The 15,149-nt window shown below is 44.3% G+C and carries 9 protein-coding genes; 1 reads left to right on the forward strand and 8 read right to left on the reverse strand.

Annotation, left to right across the window (positions count from 1 at the left end; translation table 11 throughout):
- Positions 1 to 224: 224 nt before the first annotated feature.
- Positions 225 to 4,994 carry a DUF3320 domain-containing protein gene (locus QQL36_RS08160; protein ID WP_321569481.1) on the forward strand — a complete coding sequence of 1,590 codons (4,770 nt, stop codon included), beginning with the start codon at positions 225 to 227 and terminating at the stop codon, positions 4,992 to 4,994.
- Between the two features lie 119 nt (positions 4,995 to 5,113).
- Here QQL36_RS08160 and QQL36_RS08165 read toward each other — a convergent pair whose 3' ends face one another.
- The 8 genes from QQL36_RS08165 to QQL36_RS08200 form a co-directional block, all read right to left on the reverse strand.
- A complete protein-coding gene (locus tag QQL36_RS08165; protein WP_083721883.1) occupies positions 5,114 to 6,244 on the reverse strand; it encodes a vWA domain-containing protein in 1,131 nt (376 codons plus the stop codon).
- 112 nt (positions 6,245 to 6,356) lie between these two features.
- Positions 6,357 to 8,579: a DUF5682 family protein gene (locus QQL36_RS08170; RefSeq protein WP_321569482.1), complete on the reverse strand. Its 2,223-nt coding sequence runs from the start codon at positions 8,577 to 8,579 to the stop codon at positions 6,357 to 6,359.
- Between the two features lie 9 nt (positions 8,580 to 8,588).
- Positions 8,589 to 9,665: an ATP-binding protein gene (locus tag QQL36_RS08175; RefSeq protein WP_083721881.1), complete on the reverse strand. Its 1,077-nt coding sequence runs from the start codon at positions 9,663 to 9,665 to the stop codon at positions 8,589 to 8,591.
- 23 nt (positions 9,666 to 9,688) lie between these two features.
- Positions 9,689 to 11,164: a DUF5691 domain-containing protein gene (locus QQL36_RS08180; RefSeq protein ID WP_321569483.1), complete on the reverse strand. Its 1,476-nt coding sequence runs from the start codon at positions 11,162 to 11,164 to the stop codon at positions 9,689 to 9,691.
- A 16-nt stretch (positions 11,165 to 11,180) separates the two neighbouring features.
- Positions 11,181 to 12,476, reverse strand: a complete 1,296-nt coding sequence (locus tag QQL36_RS08185; protein ID WP_321569484.1) for an SWIM zinc finger family protein — start codon at positions 12,474 to 12,476, stop codon at positions 11,181 to 11,183.
- Between the two features lie 15 nt (positions 12,477 to 12,491).
- Positions 12,492 to 12,830 (reverse strand): hypothetical protein, encoded by a 339-nt coding sequence (locus QQL36_RS08190; RefSeq protein ID WP_083721878.1) that lies wholly within the window; start codon positions 12,828 to 12,830, stop codon positions 12,492 to 12,494.
- 20 nt (positions 12,831 to 12,850) lie between these two features.
- On the reverse strand, positions 12,851 to 13,765 hold the full coding sequence (locus tag QQL36_RS08195; RefSeq protein WP_321569485.1) for a carotenoid biosynthesis protein: 915 nt from the start codon (positions 13,763 to 13,765) through the stop codon (positions 12,851 to 12,853).
- Between the two features lie 77 nt (positions 13,766 to 13,842).
- Positions 13,843 to 15,114: an MFS transporter gene (locus tag QQL36_RS08200; protein WP_321569486.1), complete on the reverse strand. Its 1,272-nt coding sequence runs from the start codon at positions 15,112 to 15,114 to the stop codon at positions 13,843 to 13,845.
- Positions 15,115 to 15,149 lie beyond the last annotated feature (35 nt).

Below are 15,149 nucleotides of genomic sequence, written 5' to 3' on the forward strand. Positions count from 1 at the left end.
TGTATGATAAAGATAGTGCTGAAATTCTATATCGAACGAATTGATGCTGCCAGAGACAGCATCAATTCGTTCGAAGGGCATTTGGGAAGGCTTTCGCCAAAACCTAACACCCGCATTTATAAACTGTTAATTTTCTAACTACTCAGCTATTGTACCAAATAATTATTAATATCATTCGTTCTAAAAATAATTAGTAATTTTTTTGTTGTAATAACAAGCTGTACATGCAGGAATCAATCCTCTCCAAACTGGAAGCCTCGAGAAGGGAGTTGCTCGACCTGGGGCTGCGTAACCCTTTATTAAATTATCGCTTACCGGTTAGCCGTGGAGTTCATATCGATCAGGAAAAGAGTGCCAACGTATATGAAGTGTTGGTGAAACAGGGTAAGGCGATGACGTTTTTACCCAAACCAGGAAATAAAGAAAACAAAGAGAAAGCTGTTGCCCCGGAAGATAATGCAGCTAGTATGCTGGACGACCCCAATGCATTTTTGAAAGAAGAAGTATTGGTAACACCACCTGCTACTGACGATGCAGGACTTCCGAAAGAAGAGCAAAAAGAAGGATCTACCGCACTGCCTGAAACAGTCGTGTACGATACCCGTTTGCAAACTACGGAAGCTGCCGCCGCACTACAAAACAGATTACTCAATACTTACTATGCAGCACGTACCAGTCTGGAAGAACAAGGTGTAAATATCCTCTTCCTTACTTTAGGAATGTTGCAGTGGTATGAGAAAGACAATACCAAAGAAGCAAGACAAGCACCTTTGATACTCATACCAGTATCACTGGAAAGAAGTAGTGCACGTGAGCGTTTTCGTTTACGGTATACAGGTAGTGATGTAGAGATGAACTTAAGCTTACAAACCAAGATCAAAACTGACTTCGGAATTGTATTGCCAGACATGCCGGAAACGGATGAAATTTCTATCAATGACTACCTGCAGGAAATTGCAGATGCGGTATATGGTATGCCGAAGTGGGAAGTGAAAATGGATACTGTTGAATTAGGATTTTTCTCTTTCGGAAAACTGATGTTGTACCATGATCTGGATAGTGAAAACTGGCCCGCGGATGAACAACCAGCTGTGCATCCTGTATTGCAAAGTTTATTCGGTGCAGGATTTAGTGAAGGTGAATCCCGTGTAAGTGACGAAACATTTATCGACATTGAAACCAATGCACATGAAATGCATCAGGTAGTAGATGCGGATGGTTCACAACTACTCGCTATGCTTGCTGTACAGGAAGGGAAAAATCTTGTGATTCAGGGTCCCCCCGGTACTGGTAAATCACAGACCATTACGAACCTGATTGCAAATGCCATTGGTGAAGGAAAGAAAGTACTTTTCGTTGCAGAAAAAATGGCAGCGTTAGAAGTGGTGAAGAGAAGACTGGATAGTATTCAACTGGGCGATGCATGTTTAGAACTGCATAGTCATAAAGCAAATAAAAAAGAATTACATCAGGAACTGCGACGTACACTGGAACTAGGTAAACCAGCGATCATGCAATTGCAACAGGAAGTTGCTTTACTGCATGAGTACAGACGAGAGTTGAATGATTATTGCTTATCAGTAAATGCACCTGTTGGTAAAAGTGGATTGACGCCACAACAACTGATGGGTTACCTGTTGCAATTAAAAGAAGAAGCAGGTGATCTGATCTTACCACGCATACCGATTCCTGACATTGCAAACTGGGATGCCAGCAATATGCAGCGTGCAGAAAATATGGTGAATAGAATCACTGCGCGCTTAGGTGAAACAGGTATGCCATCTGCATTATTATTCTGGGGGAGTCAGTTAACTATTTTAACACCATCAGAACAAGAGAAACTGATACCGCTCATGCAACAAACTGTTGAGACAATCAAAAGTCTGCAACATGAAAGTGCGATGATTGCTGCGCAGGTAGGTACACCAATGCCACTAAATAAGAAGGATACGATGGATCTTTCTTATGTGGTACAAATGGCTTCTGTACGTCCTGAATTAACAGGTGTGAATATTTCGAATGTAGCCTGGCTGCAAAGAAAAGAAGACATCAAAGAACTGTTGCAAACAGGAAAAAGATTAGCACAGATCCATCAGGTGTATGATGCAATTTTGATACCTGAGGCATGGGAACAAAATGTGCTGGAGATCAGACAAAACCTGTTGGCATATGGAGAGAAGTGGTTCAAGTTTGCTATTGGCGATTACAATCGAAGTAATCGTCAGTTAGCTGCATTGTGTAGAAATGGTGCACCTGCTGATGTAGCTGCTAAACTTGCTTGTGTAGATGCAATCATGGAAGCAAAGCGATTGGATAAGCAAGTGCAGGATGATGAAAAATTGGCTAAAGATCTGTTTGGTCAGCGCTGGCAAAAAGGATTGAGTAACTGGAATGAACTGGAAGCAATCACTAATTATTTAAGTGATGCACATAGACAGGTAAGTATCGGTTCATGTGATAAAGTGATCCTCTTTTATCTTGAAAAAAATGAGCCTGTTGCTGCAGCGAAAAAATATCTCGATACGCTGTTAAAATATTTACAACAGCATGGAGCTGCTATCGAACAAATTGTGACAGCCACTGCATTCAATGAACAAATTCGTTACAAAGAAATCACTCCTTTATTACAACGTTCTTACGAAGATCAGATCGTACTGATGGAATCATGGATTGCAGGATTACCTGAAATACATTTAATGATTTCGTGGAACAATTTAGCCACATCTGCTATCAATGAAGGATTGGAATCTTTGATCGATGCAGTTATTTATTGGCCGGAAGCACTGAAAGGTTTGAAACCTGCTTTGCAAAAAACATGGTACGAATATCTGTATGAACAGGCATTGGTGAAACATGCTGCATTGAGAAAATTTGAAAGAGCGAGTCATGAATCATCAGTGAAACAGTTTGTAAAACTGGATACACTCAACCTGCAATACAATCGTGCGCGTGCTGCATTAAAACATTGGGATGGAATACCTCCCCTGGATGCGGGTGGACAGGTAAATGTACTACGTACTGAATTCAATAAGAAAGCAAGACATATGCCTATCCGCAAACTGATGCAGGTAGCGGGATTGGCAGTGCAGGCTATCAAACCTGTATTCATGATGAGCCCATTGTCTATTGCTAATTTTTTACCACCGGGATCATTGCAGTTTGATCTGGTAATATTCGATGAAGCTTCGCAGGTAAGACCAGTCGATGCATTGGGTGCATTGCTGAGAGGAAAACAATTAGTGGTAGTGGGTGATAGCAAACAGATGCCACCAGGTAGTTTCTTCGATTCATTATTAAAGGAGACTGATGATGAAGAAAATGTGACTGCGGATATGCCAAGTATATTAGGTATGTGTGATGCACAGGGTGCTCCACAACGTATGTTGCGCTGGCACTATAGAAGCCGTCATGAATCATTGATCGCTTTGTCTAACCAGGAATTTTATGAGAACAAACTGGTGATCTTCCCAAGTCCTGGTGCGACGCATCAGATGGGATTGATTTATCATCATCTAAAAGATACTGTTTACGATCGTGGTAAAACACGTACTAATCCACAGGAAGCAAATGCAATTACAGAAGCGGTGATCAGACATGCAAAAGAACATCCTGATTTAAGTTTAGGTGTGGTGGCATTTAGTACTGCACAAATGCAGGCGATACAGGAATCACTGGAAGCAGCGAGAAAGAAACTGCCTGAAGTAGAATCATTCTTTAAAGCACATCCACATGAACCATTCTTTGTAAAGAACCTGGAGAATGTACAGGGTGATGAACGTGATGTTATTTACATTAGTATAGGATATGGTCGTACTGCTGATGGATCTGTGAGTTTAGCATTTGGTCCGTTGAATAATGAAGGAGGTGAGAAGAGACTGAACGTATTGATCACGCGTGCGAAACAAAGATGTGAGGTATTTACGAACCTGACTTCTGATGATATAGATCTGAACCGTACGGAGAGTGAAGGTGTGAAAGCATTGAAGAATTTCCTCTACTTTGCACAGCATGGACAATTGTATACACCATCTGCTGATGGATTGCCAGCGAGAGTTCCTTTTGAAGAAGAAGTAGCAAAACACTTACAGGCAGCAGGATATGTTGTACATAAACAAGTGGGTAGTAAAGGATTTTTTATTGATCTTGCTATTTCTGATCCTGAACATCCGGGTAAGTATATGATAGGTATTGTGTGTGATGGGGAAGGTTATAATTCTGCACGTTCTGCAAGAGACAGAGATAGGTTGAGACAACAGGTGATGGAAGATATGGGATGGAACTTATATCATGTATGGAGTACAGATTGGTTCAGACATCCTGCGAGAGAAATCAAGCGATTGTTAGCTGCGGTTGAACAGTCAAAAAAGAATGAAGTGATTCCTGAAGAAGAACCAGACATAGCAGAAGATTTTACCATGGTGAGAGAAGAGGAAGATATGACGATGCCAGAGCAGCCCTTGTATGAAACTGCTATCTTACCGATGGAGATTTCTTCTAAAGAATTGCATGCACATGGGTTGGATAAATTGAGAAGCTGGTTAGAAAAAATTGTGCAGGTAGAAAGTCCGGTACATACAGAGGAAGTAGCGAGAAGAATGATTGAAGCAGCAGGCGTAGCGAGAGTGGGTAGTCGTATACGTGAAACGTTGAAACAGGCGATATCAAGTGCGGAAGAGAGCGGGAGTATTGTGGTGAAAGAGCCGTTCTTGTGGGATGCGAAAATGGAAGTACCGGTATTGAGGAATAGGGCGAATATGCCTGCGGCATCAAGGAAGGTGATGTATATAGCACCGGAGGAAATGACGGTGGCGATAGAGAAGGTGGTGAGGGATGCGGTGGCGATTACGGAGGAAGCGGCAATACCTTTAGTGGCGAAGGCGTTAGGGTTTACGAGAGCGACGGAGGAGTTGAAGCTGGAGCTTTCTAATGCGATTAAACAATCTATAGAAGCAGGGGTGATATCTCAGGATGATGAATGGCTGAAAGTATGTTGATATTACCTGTCAATAACATCTTTTAATTGTAAATAAACCCAAAAGGTCCTGCCACTGGCAGGACCTTTTGGGTTGAGTAAATGAATTTGGGTGTGGCTCTCAGCCACACCCAAATTCATTTACTTTTTTAATACAAGATCTTCCCTTGCTGCCCAATTATTTATATCCTGTTTACTCAACGCTGCCGCCATCATATCCGGAAACTTATCCGGTGTACATGCAAATACAGGTATACCTAAATTAGAAAGGAACTGTGCATTGTCATGATCATAATAAGGTGCACCATCATCATTTAATGCAAGCAATACTATTACCTGTACACCAGCTGCTACTAATTCAGCAGTACGCTTACGCATACGATCATTACTACCTCCTTCAAATAAGTCAGTGATTAATACCAGTACAGTATCTGTTGGTCTTGTAATAATCTGCTGGCAATAATTCAGTGCTAACTGAATATCTGTACCGCCACCTAACTGCACACCGAATAATAGATCAACAGGATCTTTTAATTCTTCTGTGAGATCTGCAACGGATGTATCGAATACAACCATCTTTGTTTTGATAGCAGGAATAGATGCCATGACAGAACCAAAGATACCGGAGTATACAACTGACGTACCCATAGATCCACTTTGATCCAGACAAAGTACCACATCTTTTAATGATGTTGTTTTACGACCGTAACCAATACGTGTTTCTGGTATGATCGTTTTATATTCAGGTTGATAGTGACGCAGATTTTTCAAGATGGTCGCATGCCAGTTGATTTCATTATGCTTAGGACGGCGATTGCGGATACTGCGATGTAAACTGCCGGTAATAGCTTGTTGTGTAGGTTGTGTGAGTTTCTTCAATAATTCTTCAACCACTCTGCGTACCACTTGTCTGGCCGTATCTTTTGTTTTATCAGGGATTGCATGACGCAACGTTAATAACGTTGCAACCAGGTGTACATCTGGTTCTACATTTTCCAGCATCTCTTTTTCAAAGAGCATCTGTGTGATGTTTAATCTTTGCAATGCATCGCGTTGCATAACTTGTACGACAGAAGCAGGGAAGAAGGTGCGGATGTCACCTAACCAACGGCTTACGTTAGGAGAGGAGGGACCGAGTCCGCCTTTCTTTTCACTATCGTAGAGGGCTTCGAGGGTTTGGTCCATTTTCAATTCATCACCAGTGAGATTGAAGCCGGTGCCGTCTGATTCTTTACCACCGAGTACGAGTCGCCATTTATGTAAGTTGTCCATAAGGTTTCTTTTTATTGAAATTTCTGGTGCTCCCGAATGAGAGCACCAGAAATTTCAATAAGCTGCACTGAAAGGTTTTGCCGAAGGCAAAACCTTTCAGTGCAGCTTATTTTTATGATTTAAGTCCCAGCATTTTCATTACAATCGGAATACCTTTTCCTGCACGCGCTTCATCGAAATGCAATTCGACAGCTGCAGCCGCACTACCTGTGGAGACACCACTTTTTGCTTTCTCACCGAGCTTTCTTCTTTCAGGTTTACTGAATCCTGAAAATGTTCTTCTCAGTAAAGGCAGCAGTTGTGTGAATGTATCCTGCTCCAATTGGTTCATCCAGTTATTCACCACTGTCCACAGATCATTATCTACTAACAGTAATGTACCACTTCCTTTTAAGAAACCTTCCAGCCATGCCGCAGCTACAGCAGGAGGATTGGCAGTAGACATCGCGAAGCTGAATGCTTTGACCAGTTCTGCGCCTGTAATTTGTCTGTGATCAGATAACAAGCGGGTAGCATATCCACCGATCACAGGCGAAGTGTTATTATTATGTGCGATATAAGATAATGTCTGTTGCCATTGTGTAGTGAGATCATCCTGTTGCAATAGGAGGATTGCATCGTTCATATTGTAGAATAACTCTAACAGCTGTGTTGCCGCATCTTCTGCAAGACTTGTACTGGCAGCAGGTAAACTGATGCAGATACGGGTGATCATACCATTGATGATACCTTCTACCAGTGCAGCATCTGTTTTCCGTACGTTACCATATCTGCTGATTTGTACAAGGTTTGGCAATACCGTCATCAGCTGCATTACATCGCCTGTGGCAGCAGCTAGGTTATTGATCTGCCGGATTAATAAATCGACGGCAGCATCCAGTTCTGCAGGTATCGCGCTTTCCAGTAAGTCGCATACTTCTTTCAGGGAAGTTGCTTCCTGTGCACGATATTTTACATAACTGTTGGTGGCTTCTTCTACCGTGTTGCCCCAGCTACCTCTTTCAATGATATCGATAGATAAAGAGGGATCCCATTGCAATCGCCATTGTTCCTTGAATGTACCTTTACCAGATACATCATAACGATCCCCCCATTTAATACCCAAGAGTTCAAGACGATGCAGGAAGATACTTCGTTCCAGGTCGTTTTCTTTTCTGAGGTCTAAAGTGTAATCTTTGAAATCGGCTGTCTGTGGTAAGCGCAGTTTCTTTTGTAGTTTTTCGATATCAGTCTGCAATGGCGGACGAGGTACATCGATAGGTACGTCACCAATCTTATCACTGACGATCAAAGATTTCTCGATCAGTTTGATCAGGATGTCTTCACCATTACAGAGTACACTGAGTGTTGCTTCATTTAGCTCTTCCAATCCTGGTCTTGGTAAACCACGAAGTGATGCTAATGCTGTGGCAAGACGAACTGCTTCCATCACATGTGCGACGGAGATATCTTTTTGTTCTTCCCTGAACAGTCTTGCTACGCGAGCCATCCAGCGGGTACCATCATCAGCGGGATAATTCCAGATATGCTCATACCAACCGGGTGAATTAATGCCTGCACCATAACCACTGTTGTAACTCAAACGGTTATATGTCCAGGGTACCCACGATACCGCTGTTTTTACTTTTGGTAATCCTTTGAGCAGTTCATTATCATCTTTTGCTTTAGGCATGTGCGTGAGTGCAGGCGCATGCCATGCACCACATATCACTGCAATCTCTGTGTACATTTCTTTTTCTGCCTGACGGATGGTTTTACGCATCCATGCTTCACGCAATTGTTCTTCTCTATCGTAGGGGAGAGGAAGGTCTGTACGCAGGGCATGCATGCCTTCGGTGATGGCTTCGAATACCTGTTCCTCATCCTGGCGGTATTCGAATTCATGTTCCCACCAGGTTTCTTCTTCTTCAAAACCAGCAGCAGCAGCCAGCCATGCGATAGGATTACGCCTGAGTGTTTCTGCATCAGGAACCACCACATTATTATTCAAAGAAGAATCAGCAGTGGGTTGATGCCGCAGTTCAAACTGATGAGCCATTGGCAGATCCATGAATTTGACAGGGATCTTATTTTGTCTTGCATACAGGATTGCCTGCCATTCCGGAGAAAATTCCGAGAATGGGTAGAACACAGCTTTCTTTGGATCATCGGGTTGGAATACGAGAATTGCTACCGGTGGTTTCAATTCATCATGTCCCACCCATTCCAGTATACCATCAGCATCTGGCGGGCCTTCTACCAGCACGATGTCCGGTTTGATCTTTTCCAGGGCAGAGCGTACTCTCCTGGCAGAACCGGGGCCATGGTGCCGTATGCCCAGTATATGAATTGACATAGTATACGTTTACAGGTCCCGGAATGCCCGGTAAATATCTTTCCACTCTTCTCTTGTTTTGATGACAGTCTCAAGGTATTCCTGCCATACAATTTTATCCTGCACGGGATCTTTAATCACAGCACCGATAATACCTGCAGCGATATCGGCTGCTTTGAGAGAACCATCACCAAAGTAAGCAGCCATGGCCAGGCCATTGTTCACTACAGAAATTGCTTCGGCAGTGCTGAGTGTACCACTTGGTATTTTGATCTTGGTCTTACCATCGGCAGTGATACCGCTACGCAGTTCGCGGAAGATGGTTACGATACGACGGATCTCTGTCAGGGCTGGTTTCTCAGCTGGCAGGTCCATTACCTTTTCATAACTTTCTACTCTTCTCCTCACGATGTCGATCTCTTCTTCCATGTTGTCAGGAACAGGGAGAATAACAGTATTAAAACGGCGTTTTAAGGCGCTGGAAAGGTCGTTTACACCTTTGTCCCTGTTGTTGGCTGTCGCGATGATATTAAAGCCTTTTTGGGCCATTACTTCAGTATTCAGCTCAGGGACAGGCAGTGTCTTTTCAGAGAGGATGGTGATGAGGGTATCCTGTACATCTGCACCGATACGGGTCAGTTCTTCGATACGGGCGATCTTACCATCTTTCATGGCACGCATTACCGGAGTTTCCACGATAGCGCCCAGGGTGGGTCCTTCTGCCAGCAGACGGGCATAGTTCCAGCCATAACGGATAGCTTCTTCACCAGTGCCGGCGGTACCCTGTACGATCAGGGTAGAGTCGCCACTGATAGCAGCAGCAAGATGTTCACTTACCCAGCTCTTGGCAGTACCAGGCAGGCCGTATAACAGCAATGCCCTGTCTGTAGTAAGAGTGGCTACTGCGATCTCCATGAGACGGCGGTTACCAATGTATTTAGGCTGTATTTCAAATCCATTTTTCAGTGTACCACCAATGAGGTAAGTAACTACGGTTTGTGGAGATAATTTCCACATGTAAGGACGCTTTTCAGTATCCTGCTTTTGCAGTTCTTCCAGTTCCTGTGCGAACAGTTGTTCCGCGTGTTGACGTAAAATGTTGGACATTTTTTATCTGCTTAAAAAGGTGATCATTTTTTATTGATGAAAGCTTTATTGATGGCTGCCTTGCAGGTCAATAATCTTTTGATGTGTTCTGTCGTATTGTTCCAGGTAGCCTGATAGGCGGGCAATTCAGGTGCGAAACTTTCCAGCTCACCTGCTATTGACAAGGGTATATTCTGTACCTGCTTGTCAAAGAAATTGCGGTTGTACTGGTAAGGGTTTTTAGCAATCCATTTGAATAGTTCTCTGGTCACAGGAAGTCCCCATTCATAATCACGTTCGCTGAGAAAGCGGATCAGAAACTGTGGTTCTTTTTCAAAGAATCTCAGTGCATAGGCTTCCTGTTCGTGAACGGGTAAGGTATCCAGTGCATCTTTGAAAAACTCTTTGCTTTCTTTCAGGATCAGCTGCAGCCATTCCAGGTCTTTGAAGCGGATGGCGGCTAAACCCAATGCCTGATTAAATTGCTGTGTGAGCTCAGTATTGTTGAAATAAGTGATTACACCTTTCTTATCTGTTTGCAGATAATTTTCCCACCATACAGGTGGTACATATGTTGTGAGCTGATAGAGAATGAAAGCATCATCGCTTACGCTTTTTGAACTGCTTAATAACTGGATGCCTGAATCAGCAATCCGCTTATCAGAAGGTAGTTGCAATTCGATGTCCAGCGACTTCTTATTCAGCAATCCTTTTTTAGAAGGTGTGATGCTATGCTGCAATAACTGCCAGTAAGCCTGGATGATAGCAGACGTGGGGAGTTGTTTGAGCAATGTCCATGTTTCGTCTTTTACTTTCGAGCTTTTGTCGGTGAGCAGTGTTTCCAGCCAGGGTACATCTTCTTCACCTGCATTGATCTGCAATACCTTCAGAAGTTCAGCACGGGTAGCAGCGTTTTCCTGTGACCAGGTTTGTTGCAGCCATTCTCTGGCTTGCACAGGGTTTTCCTGTCTGATTGAAGACAGTACCTGTTTGCGTTCTTCCAGTGATCCTGTTTGCCAGCATTCTTCGTTGGTGTCAGCTTTTTTGAAAGCCCATGCCGGATTGAGTTGGCCGAGCCATTCACCTCTCTTGCCACAAACGGTGACAGCGATATTTCTCCATTGTTTTTCCCTGATGGCCATATCCATCAGGGTAGGAATGAATTCAGGAGGCGCCAGTTGTTGTGCTGCGGCACAGGCTTCCATCCAGTAGAGAATGAGTGCCTGTAGTCCCATGTCGATCGCAGTGTGTAATGCCTGCCATGCAGCAGGATTACAGTAGGGCAGTGCTTCGGCAGGTGCAGGTTCGAGGGTGACACTGCTGTCTTGTAGTGCAGTGACGCCACTCTGGCGATAGTTGAGCGCAATAGCGGCGAGGTGCAGAAACTGTGTTTCCACATCCAGCGATTTATTTCCCAGTACGGTATCAGCTATGGCAGATAATGCAGGTGGGAAATCGTCTTTGCGCAGTTGCTTTTTGCCTGTACCTAACAAGACGGTGTTAACAATATTATTCCACATAAGTTTTGTCCCGCGATTACAATAGTTTATAAGAGCCGTTATGCCATGCGCCTAAAGGTTCGTATTGTTGTTCTTTGCCCAGCAGTGCCATGTTCAATGGTTGACCACCACTGAGGGCGAGTAGTTTCCAGATGTTTGCATAGCCTGCTTTCAGGGGCATCAGTCTTTCTTCCTGGTCTTTTAGCCACCATTGCAGATTGTGCTGAACAGGTGTTAATTGCTGTACAATGTAAGGTCGCTCACTGCGTACAGGCATCTGTTCGTACAGCGAAGTTTCAGTATCTGTGACCTGTGTCCAGCCTTCCATACCTGATACTGCTGGCAGCGAAATGTTGGAGACAGGATATTTGATAATGGCTCTGAGTGGCGTAGGCGAAGGAAAGTAAACCAGTTCACCCTGTAGTGCAATACCGGGTGTAATCAATACTTCAGGACGTGTCTGGTTCTTAACATAAAACTGAAGTACCAATGCGGATTGCTTACTATGTTGACCATAGAGCCAGTAGCGTTCTGTGATCAGGTTTTCTTCTTCATTGATCTGTTTACTGAGTACCAGCCAGGTGTCTTTGATACCGGGTTGTTGCTTCAGGAATTCCTGGTTTTGGGTAAAACCGATCAGGGCACGGAGTTCCTGTTGTAAAGGTTCATCTAACCCAGCACTTTGGGTATACCCCTGTACCACGAGATAGATGCGCAGGAGCTGATCGAGAAACGCATTTTGCCAGCCTTCGCTATAGAAGTTTGTTTCGCCAAGTGCACGTACCATTCCTGCAAGGCCGGCCGCTTGCGCATCGACCATTCTTCGTGCCATATTTTCCCAGTAGGCGTCTCCTTTTTCAGGTATCTGCAACAGGCCGTTGCGGACGATATCTTTCATCCAGAGCATGAGTTCTGTGATGCCATCGGCTACTTTTTGCTGGCGTGCCTGTAGTCTTTTTGCCTGCGCAGTTTCGTCTACAGGTTTATCTGTTTTTTCGATTTTCTTTTCAGTGCGTTTGGACAGCCATTCACTCACCCAGGCAGGGGGTGTATTGTCCGTGAAGGTATCTTTTTGCCGGGCATAGAGGAGCATGAGTCCTATACCATGTTTGCAGGGGAATTTTCGACTGGGGCAGCTGCATTTGAAAGCTACGTTTACGATGTCTACCTGGGTTTGATACGGCTTGCTGCCGCTTCCCTGGCATTCCCCCCATAATGCGTCAGAGTTGGCGCCTTTGCTTACCCATTTTCCCGGACCTGCCAATGCGGATCCCGCTTTACGGGAAGCGTCATCCGGGGCCAAGGCGAGTACATGTTCTTCTGTCAGGAGCAATGGAGTAGATATTTATTATACAAAAATGAGCGAATATAACCTGATGTAAATGATGGTGATATACGCCAGCAGGATGACTGCATTCAGTACCAGCAGCCAGTTGTAATCAATAACGGCGTATTTCTTTTTGATGACCAGTATGATCAGGGTGAGCAAGCCTACAAAGAGCAGGGCAGGGGCTATCAGGGTCAGTTTATTTGGGATGACGAAGTGTGCACCTTCCAGTCTTTTACTCCAGGGTTGTTCGCCTGTGACAAAAGGGAGTGCGCCTACAAATACGATGATGACAAATAAACGGATGGCCGATTTTGCTGCAATTTTGCTGATCTTAAGTGCCCTTGTTTCCTTTTCCATGATTGATTAATTAGAGGTCACTAAGTTCGGGATTTAGTATTTAAAATCAATAGCCAATGGATAAGCGTTCCTACTAATAAGCTCAGGACGCTGAGAATGGTCATCCAGGTATTTTCAGCCGCAAAGCCACCGATGAATAACCAGCAGAAAAAGTAGCTATGAAACCATGCCGGTACCAGCCAGGTGATGAAGGGTAAGTTCAGTGGTTGTCGTTTCATTTTAATTATCTCAATTGTTGTTAGCATTGCAAAGAAAAGGAGGGTAAATACTAGCTTATCTGCGCTCAGGATATTAAAATGATCTTTTAGAAAAAAAGATATGGGGAAAAGGGTGACGTATAAGGCGATTTGTGAAATGAGAATGGCAAACAGGGGAATTGCTATTTTCCAGATGTGGGTCTTTTCTAAATAGCGGGAAAAGAGGGAGTAGAAAAATACGACGCATAACCAGCCGTAGAAATTGCCCCAGGGTACGCCGAAGTATTGTGCACTTAAGGCGACGGATGGATTGATGATCGTTTCCCAGTTCCAGTGCCACATGTGGAGGCGATACGCGACTACATCCATGCTCCAGTCGATGCTTAGAGCGAGGAGGGCTTCCATGGCGGCGGCAGGCCAGGTGCGCATGTTCATACTTTCGGTAATGAGGCGGGAAGTGTACATGATGATGCCCCAGCCGGCGCCGATGCCTACGGGGATGTCGCCGATCATGAGGAGGAAGTGGCCGTATCTGTAACCTGCATTGGCTCTTACGTTTACATATTCGAGGAGGAGGCCGAAACCAAAGCCGCCTAATAAATAGGCGAGTTTAGAAATACCTTGTTTCCATGCGTGGTAGAGGCATCCTAAAAAAAGAATGTACATGCATATCTCGGTAAGGGGATAGCAGATGGAGGGGGGATAGCCGTAAGGCATATCGGCAAATGGACGATTCATGTATAATTAAGTTTGGATTGGTCTGCGGCAGCAGGGAAGATTTTTCGGCTGGATTTGAAATTCCCTATGGCAGCGTTTTATAATTCTTTATTCATGTAGGATGTCTTTTTTGTATCGCGAGAAAATACATATACGATCAGGGAGATGAACACACAAATTGTCACATACCAATAATACCAGGGTTCATGACCGATCTTCTTACAATACAGCGCGATGTATTCCGCAGTGCCGCCAAAGATGGCGACTGTCAATGCATAGGGTAAACCTACACCTAGTGCACGTACCTGTGCAGGGAATAATTCCGCTTTTACCACAGCATTGATAGAAGTATAGCCACTTACTATTACCAGGGCTGTTAATAATAAAAGGAATGCAGTCGTTTCTGTGCTGGCATGACTTACCGCAGTGAGGATAGGGACTGTAAATAAGGTACCTGCCACCCCAAATGTGATTAATAAAGGTTTCCTGCCTATCTTATCACTCAGCATACCACAGAGGGGCTGTATGCAGGCATAAATGAGCATGAGCCAGAAGGTGAGCACAGTAGATCTTTCTTTGGTAAGATGTACGGTATTCACCAGGAACTTCTGCATATAAGTGGTGTAGGTATAAAATGCCAATGTACCACCCATTGTTAATCCTACCACAGTCATAATCGCTCTGGGATGTTCATTGAATAATACTTTCAGGGAACCACGTTTTTCATCGCCTTTTTTTACAGCAATCGTTTCTTCCATATGCCGGCGGATGATGAGTGCAAAGAGGGAGAGGAAGGCGCCAATTACAAATGGTATGCGCCATCCCCATGCATGCAATTGATCGGGGGTGAGAAATACTTTTTGCAATACTAATTGTACCCCGAGTGCGATGAGTTGTCCGCCGATGAGGGTTACGTATTGAAAGCTGGAATAAAAACCTCTTTTATCAGGTGTAGATATTTCGCTCAGGTAGGTTGCAGAAGTACCATATTCACCACCCACACTCAGGCCTTGTAATAACCGCGCCAGCAATAATAACACAGGAGAAAACAGGCCAGCAGTCTGATACGTAGGGGCGACTGCAATCATGAGGCTTCCCAGTGACATGAGCAATACTGACATTGTCATCGCAGTTTTGCGACCCGTACGATCAGCAATCGTTCCAAAGAGCCAGCCACCTACCGGGCGCATGAGAAAACCAACTGCAAAGATAGCTGCTGTATCCAGTAGCTGAGCAGTAGGATTTCCTTTGGGAAAAAAGGACGGAGCAAAGTAAATTGCAAATGCAGCATAGGCATACCAGTCATACCATTCTACGAGGTTGCCGACAGAACCGGTGAAGATAGCCCTGATACGAAGTAGTGTGGTCATTGATCCTTTGTGCGGGTCGATATTCATAATGTGGT

The organism is Chitinophaga sp. LS1 (genome assembly GCF_034274695.1).
Lineage (GTDB): Bacteria > Bacteroidota > Bacteroidia > Chitinophagales > Chitinophagaceae > Chitinophaga.

Bases quoted from the DNA above. Each gene is read 5' to 3' on its own strand.
- QQL36_RS08160 (WP_321569481.1), top strand. From the start codon at position 225: ATGCAGGAATCAATCCTCTCCAAACTGGAAGCCTCGAGAAGGGAGTTG.
- QQL36_RS08165 (WP_083721883.1), bottom strand. From the start codon at position 6,244: ATGGACAACTTACATAAATGGCGACTCGTACTCGGTGGTAAAGAATCA.
- QQL36_RS08170 (WP_321569482.1), bottom strand. From the start codon at position 8,579: ATGTCAATTCATATACTGGGCATACGGCACCATGGCCCCGGTTCTGCC.
- QQL36_RS08175 (WP_083721881.1), bottom strand. From the start codon at position 9,665: ATGTCCAACATTTTACGTCAACACGCGGAACAACTGTTCGCACAGGAA.
- QQL36_RS08180 (WP_321569483.1), bottom strand. From the start codon at position 11,164: ATGTGGAATAATATTGTTAACACCGTCTTGTTAGGTACAGGCAAAAAG.
- QQL36_RS08190 (WP_083721878.1), bottom strand. From the start codon at position 12,830: ATGGAAAAGGAAACAAGGGCACTTAAGATCAGCAAAATTGCAGCAAAA.
- QQL36_RS08195 (WP_321569485.1), bottom strand. From the start codon at position 13,765: ATGAATCGTCCATTTGCCGATATGCCTTACGGCTATCCCCCCTCCATC.
- QQL36_RS08200 (WP_321569486.1), bottom strand. From the start codon at position 15,114: ATGACCACACTACTTCGTATCAGGGCTATCTTCACCGGTTCTGTCGGC.